The organism is Pseudomonas sp. GD03903 (assembly GCF_029840045.1).
GTDB lineage: Bacteria > Pseudomonadota > Gammaproteobacteria > Pseudomonadales > Pseudomonadaceae > Pseudomonas > Pseudomonas pseudonitroreducens.
This window is the reverse complement of the sequence record NZ_JAOCBT010000008.1, coordinates 48,429-69,814: the sequence shown is the minus strand read 5'-3', so window position 1 is coordinate 69,814 and position 21,386 is coordinate 48,429. Positions and strand designations below refer to the sequence as shown.

Sequence of the window (21,386 nt, the reverse complement as noted above, 5' to 3'; positions counted from 1 at the left end):
CCGTCGATTTGCGGCGCATTGACGCGCGTCAGTACGTCACTCAGAACGCACTGCCGAATACCCCCAAATGGGCAACGGGCGGGTAGGCGCAAGAGATACTGTCACCGTCGGGGCGGCAGGCGGACTGCTGCCGATCCGGCTGGAGGGTTTCGTGCAGCCCGAGCAGGGCCACGCCGATGAGGGCAGCGAGCAGGTAATGGCGCGCATGTCTTCTTCTTATCGCTTTCATGACGACCTCCGTCACTTCAGCCTGCGATCGGGGCACGAGGCCCTGCCATAAGGTTCAGTCTGGAACCTGTAGCCAGTCTGTCAACCGAAGCGCTTGACCGAAATGCCCGAACGGCACGGCAGCCGGGCCGTTAACCGACCCACCGCCGGCCCATTAGGGTGGCAGGACCTGATTGCCCAAGAGCTCATCCATGTCGTCCGCCGCCCCCTACCCTCACCTGCTCGCCCCACTCGATCTGGGCTCCATCCAGTTGCGCAATCGCGTGGTGATGGGCTCGATGCACACCGGCCTGGAGGACCGCCTGTGGGACTTCGGCAAGCTCGCGGCCTACTACCGCGAACGGGCGCGCGGCGGCGTCGGGCTGATCATCACCGGCGGCTTTGCGCCAAACCGCGAAGGCTGGCTGCTACCGCTTGGCAGCAGCCTGACCAGCGGCCTGCAGGTGCCGGCACACCGCCGCCTGACCCAGGCGGTACACCGCGAGGGCGGACGCATCCTGCTGCAGATCCTCCATGCCGGGCGCTACGGCTATCACCCGCTGGTCGTCTCGGCCTCAGCGGTGAAGTCACCGATCAGCTGGTTCGCCCCGCGCGAGCTGTCCGAGCGCGGCATCCTGCGCACCATCGCCGCTTTCGTGCGCTGCGCGAAGCTCGCCCATGCCGCGGGCTACGATGGCGTGGAGATCATGGGCAGCGAAGGCTACCTGCTGAACCAGTTCCTCTGCCCGCGCACCAACCAGCGTGACGACCGCTGGGGCGGTGACCTGGGCAATCGCATGCGGCTGCCGCTGGAGATCGTCCGCCGCACTCGCCGCGCGCTGGGCGAGCGCTTCGTCATCAGCTACCGCCTGTCGCTGCTCGACCTGGTGGAAGGCGGCAACAGCTGGGACGAGGTGCGAACCGTTGCGCGAGCCCTCGAAGGCGCCGGCATCGACCTGCTCAACAGCGGCGTCGGCTGGCACGAATCGCGGGTGCCGACCATCGTCACCTCGGTGCCGCGCGCGGCCTTCGCCGAGGTCACCGCACGCCTGCGCCGCGAGTTGCGCGTACCGGTAATTGCCAGCAACCGCATCAACACGCCGGAAGTCGCCGAGCAATTGCTCGCCGAAGGCCACGCCGACCTGGTGTCCATGGCCCGGCCGTTGCTGGCCGACCCACAGTTCGTGGCAAAAGCCGCCGCCGGTCGGGCGACCTCAATCAACACCTGCATCGCCTGCAACCAGGCCTGCCTTGACCACGCCTTCGCCAACCGCCGCGCCAGTTGCCTGGTCAACCCGCGTGCGGCGTTCGAGACCGAACTGCGCTACCGCAAGGCGCGCGTGCACAAGCGCATCGCAGTGATCGGCGCCGGGCCGGCGGGGTTGTCCGCCGCCTGCGTTGCCGCCGAGCGTGGCCACCGAGTGACGCTGTTCGAGGCCGCCGGGGAGATCGGCGGACAGTTCAACCTGGCCAAGCGCGTACCGGGCAAGGAGGAATTCCACGAGACGCTGCGCTACTTCGCCGTTCGTCTGCAGGAACTCGGCGTCGAGGTGCAACTGGGCCGGCGGATCGCTCGTGGCGAACTGCGCGGCGAATACGACGAGGTAATAGTCGCCACCGGCATCCAGCCGCGTACGCCGTCGATCCCCGGCATCGGCCACGCCAAGGTGCTCAGCTACCTCGACGTGCTGCGCGGCGCAGCGGTGGGCGCGAAGGTCGCGCTGATCGGTGCCGGCGGCATCGGTTTCGACGTGGCGAGCTTCCTGCTCACTGAACGCGAGGGGCCACAGCCGCTCGGCGAATGGCTCGGCCAATGGGGGATCGACCTGGACAACGCCACGGCAGGCGGACTGATCGCGCCCATTGCCGCCGCACCCCATCGTCAGCTCTGGCTGCTGCAGCGCAAGGCCGGGCAACCGGGCGCCGGTCTGGGCAAGACCAGCGGCTGGGTGCACCGAGCGCACCTCAGGCATCACGCTGTGCGGATGCTTGGCGGCGTCGAGTACCTGCGCATCGACGATGATGGCCTGCACATCAGCGTCGATGGTCAGGAGCAATGCCTGGCCGTAGACAACGTGGTGATCTGCGCCGGCCAGGAGCCGCTGCTGGAACTGCAGCCGACGCTGGCGGCGGAGAGCCTGCGCTACCACGTCATCGGCGGCGCCAGCGTGGCGCGGGAGCTGGACGCCAAGCGGGCGATCCGCGAGGGAGCGGAGCTGGCGGCGCGGCTGTAACGACGTTATCCATGATGCCCTGGCGTAGCCGGAGGCCCATCGCGGACAGAGTCCGCTCCTACGTGAATGTCTGCTTCAGGTGCCGAACATTTCGCCAGCGCTCCCTGTAGGAGCGAGCTTGCTCGCGAACCACCCGGCTCTGGAGCAGCCGGGAAGTCATCGCGGACGCAGTCCGCTCCTACGTGAATGTCCGCTTCAGGTGCCGAACACCTCGCCATCGCTCCCTGTAGGAGCGAGCTTGCTCGCGAACCGCCCGACGCTGGAGCTGCGGGGGAAGACATCGCGGACGCAGTCCGCTCCTGCGAGATACCTCTGCGCTTGGGCCATCCCTCATCCTGGCTCTCTCTCCCAAGAGCAGAGGGGACCGTTCGGTGCAGGATGAAACCTTCGCGTCAGTCGGCTCGGACTGCCCCCTCTCCCTGAGGGAGAGGGATGGGGTGAGGGGGGAAGACACAGCGACGGACTATCCAGAGAAGACAGTTGCTCCTACACCAGGCTCAGCATGTGGGTAGGAGCGGATTCATCCGCGATCGCTTGAGACAGTGCCGGAATCCCACCCTGGGCTCGCGCCCATGGGGCGCTCCTGCAGGTCCGAGCAGTCACCCCTCCAGCAACACCTTGATCGCCTGCAGGTCGCGCTCGACCCACTGGGCTTCGCGCTCGAAGGTGGCGTCGTCCATCTGCGGCTGGCGCAGCAGGGTGAGTTGCAGCTCGCAGCCATCGCCATTGGCGATCAGCCGCAGTGGAATGTGGATGGCCGGCGCCTGCTCCGGCAGCACGTCGTGGTCCAGTACGCCGAAGCCATTGCGCGGCGAAAAGCGCACACGCATCGGTCCCTGGGGCGTCGTCGCCAGCCAGAGGTCGCCCTCCAGCAGCTCGATGGCACTGCACAGGCCAGAGGCCCAATAAGGGAAATTCTTCGGCTCGGCGAGAAAATCGTAGGCTGCGTCACGGGCCCGCTCGATGCGGACACTGAGGACACGGGAAGCGCGGGTGGCCATGGTCGGGGTCTCCATCGGGACGGGAGAGATGCTCCGGTCTGGTGCATACTACGCGGCTACATTTCATCATTCGACCGCAGGACGGCCCTTCGCTGCCCTGCCCGCGAACCGTTTCCGGAGTTTCCCATGCCCACGCCCCCCTGGTGGATGTTCGTCCTGCCGCTGATCGCCGGTGCCTGCCTGCCGCTTCAGGCGGGCATCAACGGCCAGCTCGCCAAGCAAGTGTCCAGTGTGCTGGCCGCCGCGCTGATTTCCTTCTTCGTCGGCATGCTCGGCCTGCTTGTGCTGACCCTGGCCAACCGCGAATTCCCCAGCCTCGCAGCGATGCGCGGAATGCCCTGGTGGCAGTGGTGCGGTGGTTTCCTGGGGATGTTCTTCATCTTCATCGCCGCCTTCGCCGCGCCGCGCGTGGGCGCACTGATGTTCATGGTGCTGGTGCTCGCCGGCCAGTTGGGCATGGCGCTGGCGTTGGACCACTTCGGCTGGGCCGGTTTCAAGGAAGCCCCGGTGAGCACCCTGAAAGTCGCTGGCATGGCCGCCATCGCCGTTGGCATCTGGATGATTCGCAAGGGCTGAGCGCCAGCGTTCTACGCTGAGCAGGGATGCTTCGCCCGCAGGAAATTGCCATGACCGATATCCAGGTGATCCTGGTCGACGAGTTCGACAAGCCGACTGGCACGATGGAAAAGCACGAGGCCCATCACCGGGGCCTGCGCCACCGCGCCATCTCGGTCTACGTCTTCAACCCTGCCGGTGAACTGCTGCTGCAGCGCCGCGCGGCAGGCAAGTACCACTGTGGTGGGCTGTGGAGCAACACCTGCTGCGGCCATCCCTACCCCGGCGAATCCGCTCGGCACGCCGCCGAACGCCGGCTGCGCGAAGAGATGGGCATCGAGCTCACGCTGCACAAGCTGTTCGAGTTCAGCTACCGGCTGGAGCTGGCCAACGGCATGACCGAGAACGAGTACGGCCACCTGTTCGGCGCCATCGACGAGCAACTGCCGCGGCCCGATCCGCAAGAGGCCGATGACTTCCGCTACGTCGCCCTGCCCGCCCTGGAAGCCGAGATGGCCGCGCAACCGCAGCGCTTCACGCCCTGGTTCCTGCTCTGCTACCCGAGCCTCAAGGACTACCTGCGCGATAACGGCGCAATCCCGGCCCTGGCGCTTCGCTGAAGCGCCTGCCGGCCCAGCTCGTCGGTTTGCCGCCGGCTGTCGTCGAAAGCCCGCGCAATTCTGCGCGCCGGCCACTATGATGCGCGCCTTCGCGCCACCGCACCGACACGCCGCCATGAGAAAACCACCGCTGATCGCCAACGCCGAGCTGGACCGCCTGGAAACCTGGGCCAAGTACACCTCGGGCCTGTGCAAGGACTGCAACGCCACCTGCTGCACCATGCCGGCGGAAGTCAACGTCAACGACCTGATCCGTATCGGTGTCGTCGACGAATTCGAGCGCGACGAACCGGCGAAGAACATCGCCAAGCGCCTGCTCAAGGAAGGCATCGTCGAGCGCTTCAACCAGAAGAGCGGCATCTTCACCCTGACCCGCACCAGCAACGGCGACTGCTACTTCCTCGACCGCAAGACCCGCCTCTGCAGCGTCTACGCCAAGCGTCCGGATACCTGCCGCAACCATCCGCAGGTCGGCCCGCGCCCCGGCTACTGCGCCTACCGCAAGAAGACTGCCTGAATAACAATCCGTCAGGGAAAAACGGCGTCTTTTGTGCTTTTCGTAGGAGCGAGCTTGCTCGCGAACCTGCAAGGCACGGTGCTATTCGGTTCGCGAGCAAGCTCGCTCCTACGGGGAACGCCCGCGTCTGAGGTGGCTCGCTATACTGCGGGCCTGCTCAGGAGCCCTGAATGAATTCCCTGCTCGAAGCCTGGCGGCATTCGCCGACCCACCGCCGCGTCTGGGCGCTTGCCGCGCCGATGATCCTCTCCAACGTTTCCGTGCCGCTGGTCACCCTGGTCGACAGCGCGGTGATCGGCCACCTGCCGCACGCCCACCAACTGGGTGCCGTGGCCGTCGGTGGCGGGCTCTATACCCTGCTGGTGGGCGTGCTCGGTTTCCTGCGCATGGGCACCACCGGTTTCGCCGCCCAGGCGGCCGGGCGTGAAGATGGCGGAGCACTGCGGCGGATTCTCGGCCAGGGCCTGCTGCTGGCCCTCGGCCTGGCACTGCTGCTCGGCCTGCTGGCGATGCCCTTGACCAGCCCGGCGCTGGCGCTGATGCGACCGTCCGCCGAACTGGATGCGCTGGCCCGGGAGTTCTTTCACATCCGCCTGTTCGGCCTGCCGGCGGCGCTGGCCACCTACGCGCTGGTCGGCTGGTTCCTCGGCACACAGAACGCCCGCGCACCGCTGGCGATCCTGTTGACCACCAACCTCATCAACATCGTGCTCAGCCTGTGGTTCGTGATGGGCCTGGGCTGGGGCGTGGCCGGCGCGGCCAAGGCCGCGGTGACCGCCGAATGGGGCGGCGCCCTGCTCGGCCTGGCACTGACCCGCGGCGCACTCCGGCGCTTCCCCGGCCAGCCGGACTGGTCGCGCCTGCGCGCCTGGGCCAGTTGGCGGCCGTTGCTGATGGTCAACCGCGATATTTTCATCCGCAGCCTGGCGCTGCAGGGCGTGTTCTTCCTGCTCACCGTGCAGGGCACGCGGCTGGGCGACGCCACGGTGGCGGCCAACGCGCTGCTGCTCAACGGCCTGATGGTCACCGCCTACGCCCTCGACGGCCTGGCCCACGCCGTCGAGGCACTGTGCGGCCATGCCATCGGCGGCCGTGACCGCACCGCCCTGCGCCGTTCGCTGGTGGTCGCCTGCGGCTGGTCGCTGATCGCCAGCCTGTTGTTCGTCGCCTTCTTCAGTCTCTTCGGGCACCTGTTCATCGCGCTGCAGAGCGATATCCCCGAAGTACGCGCCACCGCCGACCAGTACCTGCCCTACCTCGCCTGCCTGCCGCTGATCGGCATGTGGAGCTACCTGCTCGACGGCCTGTTCATCGGCGCCACCCGCGCCCGCGAGATGCGCAACGCCATGCTGCTCGCCTGCGCCGCCAGCCTGCCGCTGGGATTCGCCCTGCAAGGCTGGGGAAATCACGGATTGTGGCTAACCTTCCTATGCTTCATGTTGCTGCGCGCCCTGGTCCTCGCCGGCTACGCCTGGAGGCTGACGCGCCAAGACGCCTGGCAGGCGCCTGCCAGCCCCTGACCGTATGAGGAGATGCCATGCCGGCTTGTCCCATTCCCGTTGACGAATCCCTGCGTCAGCAGACCCTGGATGAGATGAACCTGCTCGACACCCCGGCCGAGCACTACCTGGATACCCTCGTCCAGCTGACCCAGGACCTGGTGAAAGTCGATACCGTGCTGATCAGCCTGATCGACCAGGATCGCCAGTGGTTCAAGGCCCGCGTCGGCCTGGACGCCACCGAGACCAAGCGCGACGTGTCGTTCTGCGGCTACGCGATTCTCGGCGAGGATACCCTGCTGGTGCCTGACGCCACCCTCGACGAGCGCTTCGCCGATAATCCGCTGGTGCTCGGCCCGCCCTACATCCGCTTCTACGCCGGGCGCCCGCTGCGCGCCGGCAATGGTCAGGCCATCGGCACCCTGTGCATGGTCGACCCGCGTCCGCGCAACATGAGCCAGGCCCAGCAGGCCAACTTCCGCGACCTCGCCACGCTCGCCGAGGGCTACCTGCAACTGCGCACGCTGATCCAGAGCAATCGCGACCTGCGCGTGGAGATGGACCGAGAGCAGCGCAAGGCCCTGCTCGACCCGCTGACCCAGTTGTGGAACCGCGGCGGCCTGCTCACCTTCCAGGACCGTGAATGCCGCCGGGCGCGGGAAAGCCACGCACAACTGGGCGTGCTCTACGCCGATCTCGACCATTTCAAGGCGATCAACGACCAGCATGGCCACGCTGCCGGCGACCTGGTGCTCTGCGAATGCGCCCGGCGCCTGCGCGCCGCGCTGCGGCCGGACGACCTGCTGGTGCGCCAGGGCGGCGAGGAGTTCGTCGCCCTGCTCAAGGTGAAGGACAGCGAAGAAGTTCAGCGCGTCGCCGAACGCGTGCGAGAGCTGATCGGTCACGAGCCGGTGCAGCTTCCCTGCGGGCCGCTGCCGGTCAGCCTGAGCATCGGCTGCACCTTGCTCGGCAGCGCGGAGAACATCGACCAGGCACTGGAGCGTGCCGACGCCGCGCTCTACAGTGCCAAGCAGGCCGGGCGCAACCGGGTAAGCTTCAGCGCGCCGCCGGCCTCAGCCTGACCAGAACAAAGGCCCCAGCAGAGGACCCACTCATGGCCCAAGCCATTGCCGCTTACCTGCACTACCTGTCGATCTTCATCCTGTTCGCCCTGCTGGTGCTGGAACACCAGTTGTTCCGCCTGCCGCTGGACCTCTCGCGGGCACGCAGCCTGGTGATCGTCGACCTGGCCTATGGAGCCTGCGCCGGCCTGGTGCTGCTGACCGGTGCCGCGCGCGTCGTCTGGTTCGCCAAGGGTGCCGATTACTACCTGCACAACAGCCTGTTCCACGCCAAGATCGGCCTGTTCGTACTCGTGGCACTGCTGTCGATCCTGCCGACCATGACCTTCCTCAACTGGCGCAATGAGCTCAAGGCCGGGCGCGTTCCGCAGCCCGGCGAACGCCAGGCGAAGCTGGTGATCATGACCATCCGCGTGGAACTGCTGGCGTTGCTGATCCTGCCGTTGCTGGCGACGCTGATGGCGCGCGGCTTCGGGGTGATCGGCTGAGTCGCCCTGGCGCTTGTCCAGCAGGCCGCTTTCCTACCGATAGAACAGACCAATCCGATTCAGGCGCTCCGCTGATCGGTGGATGCTCCTGCGCAGCCTCGACTGCCGCAGGACACTCCCATGCTTTCCCTTTCATCTCGCCGTCTCTCCTGGCGCCCCCTTCTGGCCCTGACGGTGTTTGCCCTGGGCGGCTGCGCGAGCGACGAATTCACCCTGGAGGCCGACCTGCCCGGCGACTTCGCCCTGGCGGGTGACGCACGCTACTCCATGCCCGAAGGCACGCATTGCGACGCCCCGGCCGGCGACAGCCTTACCCAACGCATCTTCGCCACGCCCGGGCACAGCTCGCGGCCTTACCGGGTCAGCTACCAGGTACCCTTGAGCCTGCGCAGCGACGGCTGCAGGCGGGTGCTCAGCCATATCCTCATCGAGATGGATGGCGAATCCGCCAGCCACCCCGACGACGCCATAGCCCCCGACATCAGCTTCGCCAACCTGGCGATCCGCAGCCGGCTCTCCACAAACCGCGACGCAATGCCCAAACGCGGAGCACGCATCTTCGACGGTCGTTGCCGCTGGGTACTTTCGGCGTCGGCTTCGGGTGGACGCATCCTCGAGTGCTACGCCTCGGACATCGACGGCAGCCGGTTTGACGGCAAACCCGGCGGCGAACTCCAGCGCGACCAGTTGCCTGGGCGCATCGTCCGACTGGCAATCGGCATGGCGCCGGATATCCCCGCCAGCGCCGCTCAGTAAGCGCCGCTCAGGCGCTTGGCTGAAGCAGTTGTGCCAGGCGTGCGCGCAGCGCCGGCGCAACGCTTGCCAGCGGTTGCAGGTGAAAGCGCTCGCACAACACGGCAAGGAGTTCGTCGACGTCATCGATGTTGCGCTGCTCGACCGCACCGTCCACAGTTCTTCGGCTGAACTGCCCATTGAGCAGCGACAGCCGCGCGCCCTCCTCGCTGAGCGCCACGCGCAGGGAGTGGCGGAACACACTCTGCGGATAGGTCGAGGTGTACCAGTTGCGCATGCCGTAGTCGGCCCAGTGCTGCGGCTCCAGAGTGAAGCGATAGAGCGTCTGCCAACCCGACGGCGAGCGCGTCGCCATCTCCAGTTCGCCATCGACCGCGCCGGTTATTTGCCAGCCTCCGGGTAACGTTTCGTGCAGCCGCAGCGGCAACGCACGAGGCGATGCCGGGCCGCCGAAGCCGATGTCCACCAGGTGCGGCCCTTCAGGCAGATCGACCCGCAACAGCAAGTGCGTCTGCGGCGTCAGCGGCGCCTCTGCCGGCAACCCCCAGCGCACCCGTGCGACCAGCAGCGTCACCCGGTAATCCAGGCTGCTCAGCAGGCGGGCGAACAGGCTGTTCAGCTCGAAGCAGTAGCCACCTCGCCGCTGCTCGACGACCTTGGCGAACACCGCATCCGGCTCGATCAGGATGGGCTGCTCCAGCAGCACGTCGAGGTTTTCGAAGGGCAACTGGTGCAGCGCCACGACGATCAGCCGATCGAGGTTCTCCAGCGTCGCAGCCGGGCGCTGCGGCGGCAGGCCGAGGCGCGCCACGGTCGCGTCGAGCTGGGCAGCACTGAAAGGGGTGAACGGGGTCATGCGAGTCTCCTTTCGCGAATCATCAATGGCCGTGGTCGGCGCTCGGCTCGGGGATCACCAGTGGGCCGCAGTGCTCGTCGCTGACGATGACCGCCAGCAACCGCGCAGGTTCGCTGGTGCTAGGGTTCTCGGCGAACAGGTGCAACTCGCGGCTGGGTTCGAACCAGGTCTGGCCCGCGGCGTAGGTCTGCGCCGGCAGGCCCTGCATCTGCGAACGGACGCGGCCGCTGAGGACGATCGCAGTCACCGCACCGGGATGACGGTGCGCTGGGGTGAAACCGTTGGGCGGGAAGTCCACCTGCAAGGTGGTCACAACCTTGCCGGGCATTTCCGCCAGCGGCTCGCACGACAGGCGTGTCACCTGGGTCGCCGGCCGTGCGCCAGCCAGGTCTCCGCCAGGCGCTTCGGCAAGGCTGACCAGCGGCCGCGACCACGGCTGCCAGAGCACCGCGACGGCGGCGGCGACAGCCGCGGCCAGCAGCCACCCGCTGCGCGCGTCGCGCCATAGCGTGCCGTTCATGCCGGCACCTCCGCCAGGCGTAAACCCGGCTGCCAGCCCAGGCGGTGACGTGCCTTCGCCGAGCTGACTTCGATGTCCTGTTCCGCCACGTTGTAGGCACCCTGCGCTCCCCACTCCAGCGCCAGCAGCGCGGCGCGGGCGGCATCGTCGACATGCACGGACAACCGCGGATCAGCCACCGCGGCTCCCGTTCCGGGCCCATAGAGCCGGCCGTAGCGCAATACGATGCCCTCCATCGGCCGGGCACCGAGCACCGCCGCTTCGAGTGCGGCCACGCCAGCGACACTGACCGCACGCGCGCCTTCGGCACCAAGGTCGAGCGGCTGTTCCTCGTGCAACGGCAACTGTCCCGGCGCATAGGCCCAGGCGATGCTCTGCGCCACCATGCGTTCGACGCCGGCGGCACGGGCTGCCGCGACCAGATTGGCCGTCCCCTCGCGGCGCAGGCGGGCATTGCGTGGCTGGGCGGCAGGCATCAAGGCTGGGTCGAGCCCGGCTGGCAGATCGCTGAGCTGATGGATCATCCAGCGCGGCTGGAACGCCAGCACGGCAGCCTGCAAGGCTTCGGCGTCATAGACGTCGAGCACCAGCGCCCGAGCTCCGGCAGCTTCCAGCGCGGCCGCGCGCTGCGCTGAGCGGGTGATCGCCAGCACCTGGTAGCCACGCTCCAGCAGCATCGGCAACAGGCGCTGGCCAATGGCGCCGCTGGCACCGGCGAAGAAGACTTTCATGCACATGGGGACCTCGAATCGGCTGGCTGTGACCTGTCGTCACTCTAGCCAGGGCATGCCCTACCCCACAGAGCCAAGATTGTGCAAAACAACTGGGACATGCTCCGTTAATCTTGATCCATGTCCACGCATTGTCACGCTCATCGTCTATAACAAACGGCTCAATACCCCGATCCTGAGGAGTCGTCATGAGCCAAGTCTTCGATGTTGCCGTTGTCGTCGGCAGCCTGCGCAAGGAATCCCTGAACCGCAAGATCGCCAAGGCATTCGCCGCATTGGCACCGGCCAACCTGAAGCTGGAGATCGTGGAGATCGGCGACCTGCCGCTGTACAACGAAGAACTCGATGTGGGAACGCCGCCCGCCAGCTACAGCGCTTTCCGCGAGCGCATCGCCCGCGCCGGCGCCGTGCTCTTCGTCACTCCCGAATACAACCGCTCGGTGCCGGGCGTGCTGAAGAACGCCATCGACGTCGGCTCTCGCCCCTATGGCAAGAGCGCCTGGAACGGCAAACCCTGCGCCGTGGTCAGCGCGTCGCCAGGCGCCATCGGCGGCTTCGGCGCCAACCATCACCTGCGCCAGTCGCTGGTGTTCCTCAACATGCCGGTGCTGCAGCAACCCGAAGCCTACCTGGGCGGTGCCGGCAGCTTCTTCGACGAGTCCGGCAAGCTGTCCGAGAAGACCGAACCCTTCCTGAAGAGCATCATCGATGCCTTCGCGCACTGGATCGAGCAGAACCAGCCGCGCTGACTGGCAGCAGCGCCGGCCTCCCGCCGGCGCTCAAGCTTCCCCGTCATTCTGAGTAGCCGGTCGCAGGCCGCTGCGGCGACCGCGATTCAGCAGCGTTCCGGCTGGCCCCGCGGCCTTTCGCACGCCAAGGTTCAGGCCCGTTTGCCGCTCCGGACCGTCGATGCTGCCGCGCCATTTCTCCGCCTCTGCCCTGACGCTCATCCTGCTCGTCGGCTGCTCTTCGCCACCGGTAAAGAAGGATGTCGACGGCGTGGACTTCAGCTCAGGGCAGATGCTGCAGAACGACGCCAACCGCGCCGCCAACCTGGCCATGCGCGACAACCTCGAGAGCCTGTCATTGCTGCTCGACAAGCTCTACAAGCGCAACCCCCGGGAATGGAAGAAAACCGCTGACTCGCGTGCTGCCGCCCACCAGCAGGTGATGGACGCGATTCGCCAGCAGCAGCCGCTGCCCGGGCTGGACGGCAAGACCTCGGTTGCCGCTCTGCCCCTGGCCTTCGACGCGGGCTTCGCGGGCGACCGCGCCGGCGCGCTGATCTATGGGCTCGGCAGCATGCTCTACGAACTCTACGGCGGCACCGATACCCAGCATCTGCTCAGCGGGCTGAACTCGCAGATGACCGCCAACGCCGCCTGGAACATCGAGGTGGCGGCCTGGCTGCTGGCCAGCCGCACTGACGAGCAAGACCAGCCACTGCTGCTGTCCAACGAGATCAGCGCGAACGGGCGCAACCTGTCGTTCGAGCGGGAGTTCGGCCGCATGATCGGCCGCCTCGAACTGCTGGCGCAGATGACCAATGAAAGCCTGCGCCGCAGCGGCATCAACTATGTGCAGGGACTGCTTGCCGCACCGCTGCTGGGGCTCATCCAGTTCATCCCGCTCGACGCAGCCAGCGCGGCAACCACCGCCCAGTGAGTGGTCAGTCCTCCAGCAGGCGTGCCAGCCGCTGGCGCAGATAGCGGTTCTCCGCGCGCAGTTCATCCACCTCGTCCAGCAGGCGCAGCGCCAGGGCGATGCCTGGCCAATCCAGCTCGAATTCACGGCGCAGGCGCACCGCACGGCGCACCACGCTGACCGCCTGGTAATCGAAAACCCAGTGCCCCGCACGCTGCTCGCGAGGCTCCACGATGCCCACCTCGACGATCTCGACGAGTACGTCGCGGGGGAGATTCACCGACTGGCAGAGCTCGTCGAGATCCACCACCATCACTGTCGTCGTCATGCGCGTTTACCCCAATCGGCACGGGGGTCGAAGGCTGCTTTCGCGGCCAGTTCTTCCCAGAGTTTGCGTGTTGCCTCATCCGCGGACTTCGGCATCACCACCTTGAGCACGGCGTAGAGATCGCCGGCGGCGGCATCGCCCTTGTTCGGCAGGCCCTTGCCCTTGATACGCAGGCGCTGGCCAGCCTGGCTGTTGGCCGGAATGCCGAGGTTGATGCGGCCGGTCAGCGTCGGGACCTCCACCTTGGCGCCCAGCGCCGCTTCCCACGGCGCCACCGGTACGGTGACGACCAGATCGCGGCCGTCCACATCGAACACCGGGTGCGGCACCAGGCGGATGGCCAGGTACAGGTCGCCCGCAGGCCCGCCGTTGATACCCGGTGCGCCCTGGCCTTTGAGGCGGATGCGTTCGCCGTCGGCGGTGCCCACGGGAATCTTCACGTTCAGCGTCTTGTTCTGCGGCGGCAGCTTGCGCCCGTACTCGTCGTAGCTGGGCAGGCTGAAGCTGATCGGCCGGCTGTCCCCGGAGAGGGTTTCCTCGAGGAACAGCGGGACTTCCATCTCGATGTCCTGGCCACGGTGCTGACGCGGTTGGCGAGCGCCACCGAAACCGCCTTGGGCGCCGCCTGCGCGGCCGCCGAAGATCTGCTCGAAGAAGTCGCTGAAGTCCTGCTCGTGCCCTGGCGGCGGGCCATCGAAGCCACCGCGCGGCTGCCAGCCGGGCGGCGCCTCGAACTGCGGCCCCTGCGGGCCGTAGCGGCGCAGTTCATCGTACTCGGCGCGCTTCTCCGGGCTTTTCAGCACTTCGTAGGCTTCGGAGACGTCCTTGAACTTCGCCTCGGCGTCCGGCTCCTTGCTGACGTCCGGGTGGTACTTGCGCGCGAGCTTGCGGTAGGCGGTCTTGATCGCCTTCTCGTCGGCATCGGGTTCAACCCCGAGCGCGGCGTAGTAATCCTTGAATTCCATCGGTAGCGGTCACTCCTCACATGCGTTGGACCTGTCGGCGCCTGGGACACGGGGGATTCGCGTGGGCAGCCGAAGCCGCTGCGCGCACTGCGAGGCGAACAGGTGGAAAAACAGGTGTCTGCGACAACAGATGGAGTCGCGGCAGCGGCTTTTCAACACTGCCTGCAAGCCTAGACGCTGATCCTGCATCGGGTCTGCCGGGACGACTTGATAGCGGTCATGGCATAGTCGCTTTCCTACGTTATCGACAGCCTGGATAGGCCATGACCGTGCCCTTCGAATCGCTCCGCCAACCGCTGGACCCGAGCCATGGGCTGCCGATCTACCGCCAGCTCTATGAGCGCATCCGTGACGCCATCACCCGTGGTGCGCTGCGCCCCGGTGAACGCGTGCCGCCGGTACGCGGATTGGCCGGTGAGCTGGGGGTGGCGCGCGGCACGGTCGAGCTGGCCTATCAGTTGCTGACCAGCGAGGGCTATCTGCAAGCGCGCGGGCCGGCCGGGACAGTGGTATCGCCGCAACTGGCGGGGCGCACGGCGAGCGCACCAGCGGTGATGGTCGCGCCGGATACCGTGGAGCGCGCACTGCCCGGACTGATCGCCCATGGCCCGGCCCTGCGGCCGTTCCAGCTCGGCGTGCCAGCGCTGGACGCCTTCCCCCGCGCGCTCTGGTCGCGACTGTGCGCGCGGCGCCTGCGCCAGCAGAGCGCGTCCATGCTGGCCTATCCCGAGCCCTGCGGTTACGGGCCGCTGCGCGAGGCGGTGGCCGGCTACCTGGGCATTTCCCGCGGCATCGCCTGCGACCCGGCGCAGGTGTTCATCTGCGCCGGCTACCAGGGCGCGCTGGACCTGATCAGCCGCACCCTGCTCGAACCCGGCCAGCGCTTCTGGCATGAGGACCCCGGCTACCCGCGCGGTCGCGAACTGCTGCGCCGCGCCGGCGGCGTACCGGTGCCAGTCGCAGTGGATGCCGACGGCCTGCGCGTGGAGGACGGCATCGCCCGCGCAGCGGATGCGCGCTTCGCCCTGGTCACGCCGTCGCAGCAGAGCCCCACCGGAGTCGCCCTCAGCCTGCCGCGGCGCCTGGCCCTGCTGGACTGGGCGACGAGCAGCGGCGCGTGGATCGTCGAAGACGACTACGACAGCGAGTACCGCTACGCCGGCTTCCCGATGCCGGCGCTGAAAAGCCTCGATCGCGCCGGCCGCGTGCTCTACACCGGCACCTTCAGCAAGGTGCTCTACCCGGCGCTGCGCCTGGGCTATCTGGTGGTGCCGGCCGCATTAGTGGAGGACTTCGTGCGTGCCCAGCAGGTCTTCCCCTCGGGCTGCGCCGAACTGCTCCAGGCGACCCTCTGCGACTTCATGCAGGAAGGCCATTTCGCCCGCCATCTCAAGCGCACCCGCACGCTTTACGCCCAGCGCCGCCAGTGGTTGCGCAGCGCGCTGGAAGAGCGCCTCGGCGAGCGCCTGCGCTTCGCCGAAACGCCCGGCGGCCTGCATCTGATCGGCGCGCTGGCCCAGGACGACCTGGCCGTTGCCCGCCGCGCGCACGCCGACGGACTTGGCTTGCAGGCGCTGAACGCCTGGTGCGTGGAGGCCAGGCGCGAGCCGGCACTGCTCATGAGTTTCACCAACGTCGCCGATGAAGTTGTCGCCGCACGTCTGGCAGAAAGACTGGCGCCGCTGTTGGGCTGAAGTCTCCCCGCGCTCGGCGCACATTCCCGTTCGCGAGCAAGCTCGCTCCTACAGCCCGGGCCGACGCGCTCTGCGTAGGAGCGAGCTTGCTCACGAACCGACCGCAGACACCTGGACCCAGCCCTGACACGCGTCACGGAGCAACTGACGCGCTTGCCGGGCGGCGTCGCGTCGAACGCCGGTCAATACCTCCGATGGCAAAAATTGACTGACACCCATCGTTGACCGGGGTCAATTTTCCTTCGGACGATGCCGTTAGATTCCTACCACATCTTGTTGTCCCGAATGATTCGAGACACATCATGTTGTGGAATCCAGCCAATGCCCCTGACCCGAACCGCCGCTCTTCCCGCCAGCCTGCGCAAGCGCAACGGCAGCGCCGCCCCCTTCGACCCGAGCAAGATCGAACGCGCCATCGCTGCCGCCGGCGAGGCCAGCGGCGAGTTCTCCGCCCCCCACGCCGAGGAGCTGACCCGCCGCGTGCTGGCCAACCTGCCGGCACAGAACGACCTGGATGTGGAACAGGTCCAGGATGTAGTCGAGCGTGCCCTCATGGAAGCCGGCCACTATCCCACCGCGCGGGCCTATATCGTCTACCGCGAACGTCATGGCCGCCTGCGCCGCGAGCGCAAGACGCTGGTGGACGTCGCCGCGTCGATGAACGAATACCTGTCGCGGGAGGACTGGCGGGTGCGCGCCAACGCCAACCAGGGCTATTCCCTGGGCGGGCTGATCCTCAACGTATCCGGCAAGGTGACCGCCAACTACTGGCTGGACGAGGTGTACAGCGAGGGTATCGCCGTCGCTCACCGCGAAGCCGACCTGCACATCCACGACCTGGACATGCTCGCCGGTTACTGCGCCGGCTGGTCGCTGCGCACGCTGCTCAGCGAAGGCCTGAACGGCGTGCCCGGGCGGGTCGAGGCCGGGCCGCCGAAGCACCTCTCCAGCGCACTCGGGCAGATGGTCAACTTCCTCGGCACGCTGCAGAACGAATGGGCCGGCGCCCAGGCCTTCAGTTCCTTCGACACTTACCTGGCGCCCTATGTGCGCAACGACGGCCTGAGTTATCAACAGGTGCGCCAGGCACTGCAGGAGTTCATCTACAACCTCAACGTGCCGTCGCGCTGGGGCACCCAGACGCCCTTCACCAACCTGACCTTCGACTGGGTCTGCCCGGACGACCTGCGCGAGCAGATTCCCTACGTCGGCGGCGTGGAGATGCCCTTCGCCTACGGCGAGCTGCAGGCCGAGATGGACCTGATCAACCGCGCCTACATCGAAGTCATGCAGGCCGGCGACGCCCACGGCCGGGTGTTCACCTTCCCGATCCCGACCTACAACATCACCCACGATTTCCCCTGGGACAGCGACAACGCCACGCGCCTCTTCGAGATGACCGCGCGCTACGGCCTGCCGTACTTCCAGAACTTCCTCAATTCGGACATGCAGCCCAACCAGGTGCGATCCATGTGCTGCCGCCTGCAACTGGACGTGCGCGAACTGCTCAAGCGCGGCAACGGGCTGTTCGGCTCGGCAGAGCAGACCGGCTCGCTGGGCGTGGTGACGATCAACTGCGCGCGCCTGGGCTATCGCCATCGCGGCGACGCCGTCGGCCTGTACCGGCAGCTCGACTATCTGCTGGAGCTGGCCTTCGACAGCCTTGAGGTGAAACGCAAGGTCATCCAGCAGCACATGGACGCGGGGCTCTATCCCTATACCAAGCGTTACCTGGGCACCCTGCGCAACCATTTCTCCACCATCGGCTTGAACGGTGTGCACGAGATGCTGCGCAACTTCACCGCGGAGCGCGAGGGCCTGCATACCGAGGCCGGCCGGCAGCTGGCGCTGGAACTGCTGGACCATGTACGCGCACGGCTGGTGCGCTTCCAGGAAGACAGCGGGCACCTCTACAACCTCGAAGCCACGCCCGCCGAAGGCACCACCTATCGCTTCGCCCGCGAGGACCGCAAGCGTCACCCGGACATTCTCCAGGCCGGCACGCCAGAGGCGCCCTACTACACCAACTCCTCCCAGTTGCCGGTAGGCCTCACCGACGATCCGTTCGAGGCGCTGGAACTGCAGGACGCCCTGCAGTGCAAATACACCGGCGGCACCGTGCTGCACCTGTACATGGCCGAGCGCATCTCCAGCGCCGAGGCCTGCAAGACTCTGGTGCGCACCGCCCTCGGACGCTTCCGCCTGCCCTACCTGACGGTGACGCCGACCTTCTCCATCTGTCCCGTCCACGGCTACCTCGCCGGCGAACACGAGTTCTGCCCGAAGTGCGACGAAGCCGCGCTGCAGAAAGCCGCGACCAGAAGCTGCTGCGACAGCTGACTCACCATTCCTTCATCACAGCAAAAGGAGCACCACCGATGACCGCCAACCAACTGCCTGAAAGCCAGCGCCAACGCTGCGAGGTATGGACCCGCGTAATGGGCTATCACCGCCCGGTGTCGGCCTTCAACGCCGGCAAGCAGTCCGAACACCGCGAGCGCCGCCACTTCCGCGAGACGCGATGAGCGCAACCCTCAGGGTCGGGGGCCTGGTGCCCCTGACCACCCTCGACTACCCCGGCCTGCTCGCCTGCGTGCTGTTCTGCCAGGGCTGCGCCTGGCGCTGCCGGTACTGCCACAACCCGGAGCTGATTGCGCCGCGCGGTGAGGAGGAAATCTGCTGGGATGACATCCTCGCCTTCCTCCGTCGCCGCCAGGGGTTGCTGCAAGGCGTGGTCTTCAGCGGCGGCGAGGCAACCCTGCAGAACGCCCTGCCCGCTGCCATGGCCAGCGTTCGCGAGATGGGGTTTCGCGTCGGCCTGCACAGCGCCGGCATCCGCCCGGAGTCCTTTGCCCGTGCACTGCCGCATGCCGATTGGGTCGGGTTCGACGTGAAGGGCTTGGCCGAGGACATGGACGCCATCACCGACGTGAAGCGCAGCGGCCTCGCCAACTGGCGCAGCCTCGAACTGTTGCTGGAGAGCGGCGTGGCACACGAGTGCCGGACGACCGTGCATTGGCAGTTGTTCGACCTGGAACAACTGCGCCGCCTGGCCATGCGCCTGCGGGGACTGGGGGTGGATAATTTCGTGGTGCAACTGGCCCGCAGTGGGCGGCAGCTCGACCCTGATCTGATAGCCACGCCGGTGCCACACGGTGCCGGGGATTTCTGGCGGGAATTGGAAACGCTTTTCCCGCACTTCGAATTGCGCCAGGACAGCTAGGAACCACGGTCATCATCCGAAAGTCCGTGCGAGCACTTCCCCCTCACCCCAGCCCTCTCCCTCAGGGAGAGGGGGCAGTCCGTGCCGGCCGAGACGATGATTTCTCCTGAACTCAACGCTCCCCTCTCCCTCCGGGAGGGAAGCAGCCCGTGTCGGCTGATGCGACGATTTCTCCCTGCCCCGCTGGCCTCCTCTCCCTCTGGGACGGGGGCAGTCCGTGCCGGCCGAGACGAAGATTTTCTCCTGAACCCAACGCTCCCCTCTCTCCCTGGGAGAGGGTGAGGGCAACCTCGAACGCTAATATCCCGCAGCGGCGCAGCGTCTCTTGTAGGAGCGAGCTTGCTCGCGAACCAGGCCCGGCTGTGGAGTCTGTTCGCGAGCAAGCTCGCTCCTACGAAGAGCAAGAAAAAGCCCCGCCGAGGCGGGGCTTTGATCACGCGGACTGCCGATCCATCAGGACGACAGGTAAGCCGAACGGGTCAGCCCCAGGCGCAACGCATCGAGGAACTGCGTGCGCTCGCGCGCAGTAAGCTTGGCCCCGGCGACCTTGTCGCGGTAGTGGGTCATCAGCTCCTCCGGCGACAGGTGCACATAGCGCAGCATGTCCTCGATGGTGTCGTGGGTCTCGATGCCGGCGTGGTAGTAGCTGCCGTCGGCGTTCTGGTAGACGTTCACCGAGTCGGTGTCGCCGAACAGGTTGTGCATGTCGCCGAGGATTTCCTGGTAGGCGCCGACCAGGAAGGTGCCGATCAGGTAGTCCTCGCCTTCCTTCACGTCATGCACCGGCATGCTGGTCTCGATGCTCTGCTCGTCGACGTACTGGGTGATCTTGCCGTCGGAGTCGCAGGTCAGGTCCTGCAGCACCGCGCGGCGGGTCGGTTCCTCGCCCAGGCGGTGGATCGGCAGTATCGGCAGCACCTGGCCGATGGCCCAGGTGTCGGGCAGGCTCTGGAACACCGAGAAGTTGCAGATGTACTTGTCGGCCAGCTTGTCGTTGAGCTCGTCGAGCACCTGGCGGTGCGAACGCTGGTGCGCCTTGAGCTGGTTGTGCAGGCGACGGCAGATGGCGAAGTAGCACTGCTCGGCGAGAGCCTTCTGCGCCAGGCTGATCTTGCCCTCGGCGTATTGCGCGGCGGCGTCGCTCATGTAGTGCGTGGCGCGCCAGTAGGTCTCGGTGACCATCTCGGCGTCGGTCGGGCCGAGCAGGTCGGCCAGCCACTGGACGATCTCCGGCTGTTCGGCGAGGTCAGTGATCTTCGGTACTTCGTCGTTATGGCGCTCGACGTCGGTGACCTGGGTGATCAGCACCGCGTGGTGCGCGGTCAGTGCGCGGCCACTCTCCGAGAAGATGTGCGGATGCGGCAGGCCCTGGGCGTCGCAGAACTCCTTGAGCATGCCGACCACGACACCGGCGTAGTCGTCGATGTCGTAGTTGATCGAGCTGGCGTTGCGCGAGTGGGTGCCATCGTAGTCCACGCCCAGGCCGCCGCCGACATCCACGTGGTCCACCGGCAGGCCGAGGGCGCGCAGTTCGCCGTAGTAGCGGATGGCTTCCTTGAAGCCGTGCTGGTAGTCGGCCAGGTTGGCGATCTGCGAGCCCATGTGGAAGTGCAGCAGGCGCACGCCCTGATCCAGGCCGGCGGCGCGGAAGCGCTCGACCACCGACAGCAGCTGCGCGGCGGACAGGCCGAACTTGGCCTTCTCGCCACCGGTATCGGCCCACTTGGAGGACGCCAGCGAGGACAGGCGCACGCGCAGGCCGACCTGGGGCAGCACACCGATGACGGCCGCCTCCTCGATCACCAGCTGCACCTCGGATTCCTTCTCGATCACGATGAACACGTTGTGGCCGAGCTTCTGTCCCATCAGCGCCAGCTTGATGAACTCACGGTCCTTGTAGCCGTTGCAGACGATGGTGCCGCCCTTCGGAGCGAGCGCCAGCACGGCCATCAGCTCGGGCTTGGAACCGGCTTCCAGGCCGATGGAGACGTTCTGCGTGGCGATGATGCTTTCCACCACCGCTTCCTGCTGGTTCACCTTGATCGGGTACAGCGCGGTGTAGCGGCTGCTGTATTCCAGGCGCGCGATGTTGGCGTCGAAAGCGCCGGTAAGCTTGCGCACGCGGTCCTGGAGGATGTCCGGGAAGCGCACCAGCAGCGGCAGCGACAGGCCCGCCTCGCGCAGCTGCTCGACCAGGACGTGCAGATCGATCGGCTGGGCATCGGCGCCCTGCGGGCGAACTTCCACGTTACCGGCGTCATTGAGGGCGTAATAGCCCGCACCCCAGTGGCGAATTCCGTAGATGCTGCGGCTGTCAGCCACGGTCCAGTTGCTGCCGTCGTCTTTGCGGGTCCGTCTAGCGGCCATGCGGGGTGGTCTCCTCAATTTGCGCGAATGTGTGCAGGCGCCCGCCCGGCGTGCGGGAGAGTCGTCAATGCCTGGTCGGGTAAACCTAGCCGGGCCTTGTGA

General features: G+C 66.9%; 22 protein-coding genes. 14 read left to right on the top strand and 8 right to left on the bottom strand.

Features of this window, described 5'->3' with window-relative positions:
* Positions 1-40: 40 nt before the first annotated feature.
* Positions 41-229 carry a hypothetical protein gene (locus N5C91_RS14595; RefSeq protein ID WP_236171389.1) on the bottom strand — a complete coding sequence of 63 codons (189 nt, stop codon included), beginning with the start codon at positions 227-229 and terminating at the stop codon, positions 41-43.
* 190 nt (positions 230-419) lie between these two features.
* Here N5C91_RS14595 and N5C91_RS14590 point away from each other — a divergent pair, with 190 nt between their 5' ends.
* The gene (locus N5C91_RS14590; protein WP_279830226.1) at positions 420-2,441 is read left to right on the top strand and encodes an NADPH-dependent 2,4-dienoyl-CoA reductase; all 2,022 of its coding nucleotides are present in this window, start codon (positions 420-422) and stop codon (positions 2,439-2,441) included.
* Between the two features lie 599 nt (positions 2,442-3,040).
* Here N5C91_RS14590 and N5C91_RS14585 read toward each other — a convergent pair.
* The gene (locus N5C91_RS14585) at positions 3,041-3,442 is read right to left on the bottom strand and encodes an SRPBCC family protein (protein ID WP_279830225.1); all 402 of its coding nucleotides are present in this window, start codon (positions 3,440-3,442) and stop codon (positions 3,041-3,043) included.
* A gap of 126 nt (positions 3,443-3,568) precedes the next feature.
* Between N5C91_RS14585 and N5C91_RS14580 the strand changes: the two genes are divergently transcribed.
* The 7 genes from N5C91_RS14580 to N5C91_RS14550 all read left to right on the top strand — a co-directional run bounded on the left by N5C91_RS14580 (position 3,569) and on the right by N5C91_RS14550 (position 8,959).
* Positions 3,569-4,018 (top strand): DMT family transporter, encoded by a 450-nt coding sequence (locus N5C91_RS14580; RefSeq protein ID WP_184592014.1) that lies wholly within the window; start codon positions 3,569-3,571, stop codon positions 4,016-4,018.
* Positions 4,019-4,068: 50 nt separating this feature from the next.
* Positions 4,069-4,617, top strand: a complete 549-nt coding sequence (gene idi, locus N5C91_RS14575) for an isopentenyl-diphosphate Delta-isomerase (RefSeq protein ID WP_279830224.1) — start codon at positions 4,069-4,071, stop codon at positions 4,615-4,617.
* A gap of 115 nt (positions 4,618-4,732) precedes the next feature.
* Positions 4,733-5,134, top strand: coding sequence for a YkgJ family cysteine cluster protein (locus N5C91_RS14570; protein WP_236171385.1), 402 nt, complete (start codon positions 4,733-4,735; stop codon positions 5,132-5,134).
* Between the two features lie 170 nt (positions 5,135-5,304).
* Complete coding sequence (locus N5C91_RS14565) at positions 5,305-6,654, top strand: MATE family efflux transporter (RefSeq protein ID WP_279830223.1); 1,350 nt, start codon at positions 5,305-5,307, stop codon at positions 6,652-6,654.
* A gap of 17 nt (positions 6,655-6,671) precedes the next feature.
* A complete protein-coding gene (locus tag N5C91_RS14560) occupies positions 6,672-7,715 on the top strand; it encodes a sensor domain-containing diguanylate cyclase (RefSeq protein WP_279830222.1) in 1,044 nt (347 codons plus the stop codon).
* Between the two features lie 32 nt (positions 7,716-7,747).
* Positions 7,748-8,203 carry a DUF2214 family protein gene (locus tag N5C91_RS14555; protein WP_279830221.1) on the top strand — a complete coding sequence of 152 codons (456 nt, stop codon included), beginning with the start codon at positions 7,748-7,750 and terminating at the stop codon, positions 8,201-8,203.
* Between the two features lie 120 nt (positions 8,204-8,323).
* On the top strand, positions 8,324-8,959 hold the full coding sequence (locus tag N5C91_RS14550) for a hypothetical protein (protein WP_279830220.1): 636 nt from the start codon (positions 8,324-8,326) through the stop codon (positions 8,957-8,959).
* A gap of 7 nt (positions 8,960-8,966) precedes the next feature.
* Here the strand turns inward: N5C91_RS14550 and N5C91_RS14545 are convergent, their stop codons facing one another.
* Genes N5C91_RS14545 through N5C91_RS14535 form a run of 3 tightly spaced genes read right to left on the bottom strand, consistent with a single transcriptional unit; the run spans position 8,967 to position 11,069 of the window.
* Positions 8,967-9,812, bottom strand: a complete 846-nt coding sequence (locus N5C91_RS14545) for an arylamine N-acetyltransferase (RefSeq protein WP_279830219.1) — start codon at positions 9,810-9,812, stop codon at positions 8,967-8,969.
* A gap of 22 nt (positions 9,813-9,834) precedes the next feature.
* Positions 9,835-10,332 (bottom strand): cupin domain-containing protein, encoded by a 498-nt coding sequence (locus N5C91_RS14540; protein WP_279830218.1) that lies wholly within the window; start codon positions 10,330-10,332, stop codon positions 9,835-9,837.
* Positions 10,329-11,069, bottom strand: a complete 741-nt coding sequence (locus N5C91_RS14535) for an NAD(P)-dependent oxidoreductase (RefSeq protein WP_279830217.1) — start codon at positions 11,067-11,069, stop codon at positions 10,329-10,331. Before N5C91_RS14535 ends, N5C91_RS14540 begins: the two co-directional genes overlap by 4 nt.
* 182 nt (positions 11,070-11,251) lie before the next feature.
* Here N5C91_RS14535 and N5C91_RS14530 point away from each other — a divergent pair, with 182 nt between their 5' ends.
* On the top strand, positions 11,252-11,812 hold the full coding sequence (locus N5C91_RS14530; protein ID WP_236171377.1) for an NAD(P)H-dependent oxidoreductase: 561 nt from the start codon (positions 11,252-11,254) through the stop codon (positions 11,810-11,812).
* Between the two features lie 160 nt (positions 11,813-11,972).
* On the top strand, positions 11,973-12,728 hold the full coding sequence (locus N5C91_RS14525) for a hypothetical protein (protein ID WP_279830216.1): 756 nt from the start codon (positions 11,973-11,975) through the stop codon (positions 12,726-12,728).
* 4 nt (positions 12,729-12,732) lie between these two features.
* Here N5C91_RS14525 and N5C91_RS14520 read toward each other — a convergent pair whose 3' ends face one another.
* Both N5C91_RS14520 and cbpA read right to left on the bottom strand, forming a co-directional pair.
* Positions 12,733-13,035: a chaperone modulator CbpM gene (locus N5C91_RS14520; RefSeq protein WP_225594885.1), complete on the bottom strand. Its 303-nt coding sequence runs from the start codon at positions 13,033-13,035 to the stop codon at positions 12,733-12,735.
* Positions 13,032-14,000: a curved DNA-binding protein gene (cbpA, locus tag N5C91_RS14515; protein ID WP_279830215.1), complete on the bottom strand. Its 969-nt coding sequence runs from the start codon at positions 13,998-14,000 to the stop codon at positions 13,032-13,034. The genes N5C91_RS14520 and cbpA overlap by 4 nt, the downstream gene beginning before the upstream one ends.
* Positions 14,001-14,263: 263 nt before the next feature.
* Here cbpA and N5C91_RS14510 point away from each other — a divergent pair, with 263 nt between their 5' ends.
* From N5C91_RS14510 to N5C91_RS14495, 4 genes are all read left to right on the top strand, one after another.
* Positions 14,264-15,694, top strand: coding sequence for a PLP-dependent aminotransferase family protein (locus tag N5C91_RS14510; protein WP_279830214.1), 1,431 nt, complete (start codon positions 14,264-14,266; stop codon positions 15,692-15,694).
* A gap of 321 nt (positions 15,695-16,015) precedes the next feature.
* The gene (locus N5C91_RS14505; RefSeq protein WP_279830213.1) at positions 16,016-18,034 is read left to right on the top strand and encodes a ribonucleoside triphosphate reductase; all 2,019 of its coding nucleotides are present in this window, start codon (positions 16,016-16,018) and stop codon (positions 18,032-18,034) included.
* A 38-nt stretch (positions 18,035-18,072) separates the two neighbouring features.
* A complete protein-coding gene (nrdD, locus tag N5C91_RS14500; RefSeq protein ID WP_024766965.1) occupies positions 18,073-18,219 on the top strand; it encodes an anaerobic ribonucleoside-triphosphate reductase in 147 nt (48 codons plus the stop codon).
* A complete protein-coding gene (locus N5C91_RS14495) occupies positions 18,216-18,917 on the top strand; it encodes an anaerobic ribonucleoside-triphosphate reductase activating protein (protein ID WP_279830212.1) in 702 nt (233 codons plus the stop codon). The genes nrdD and N5C91_RS14495 overlap by 4 nt, the downstream gene beginning before the upstream one ends.
* A gap of 453 nt (positions 18,918-19,370) precedes the next feature.
* On the opposite strand, the gene speA is transcribed toward N5C91_RS14495, so the two are convergent.
* Positions 19,371-21,284 carry an arginine decarboxylase gene (gene speA / locus N5C91_RS14490; RefSeq protein ID WP_236198975.1) on the bottom strand — a complete coding sequence of 638 codons (1,914 nt, stop codon included), beginning with the start codon at positions 21,282-21,284 and terminating at the stop codon, positions 19,371-19,373.
* Positions 21,285-21,386 lie beyond the last annotated feature (102 nt).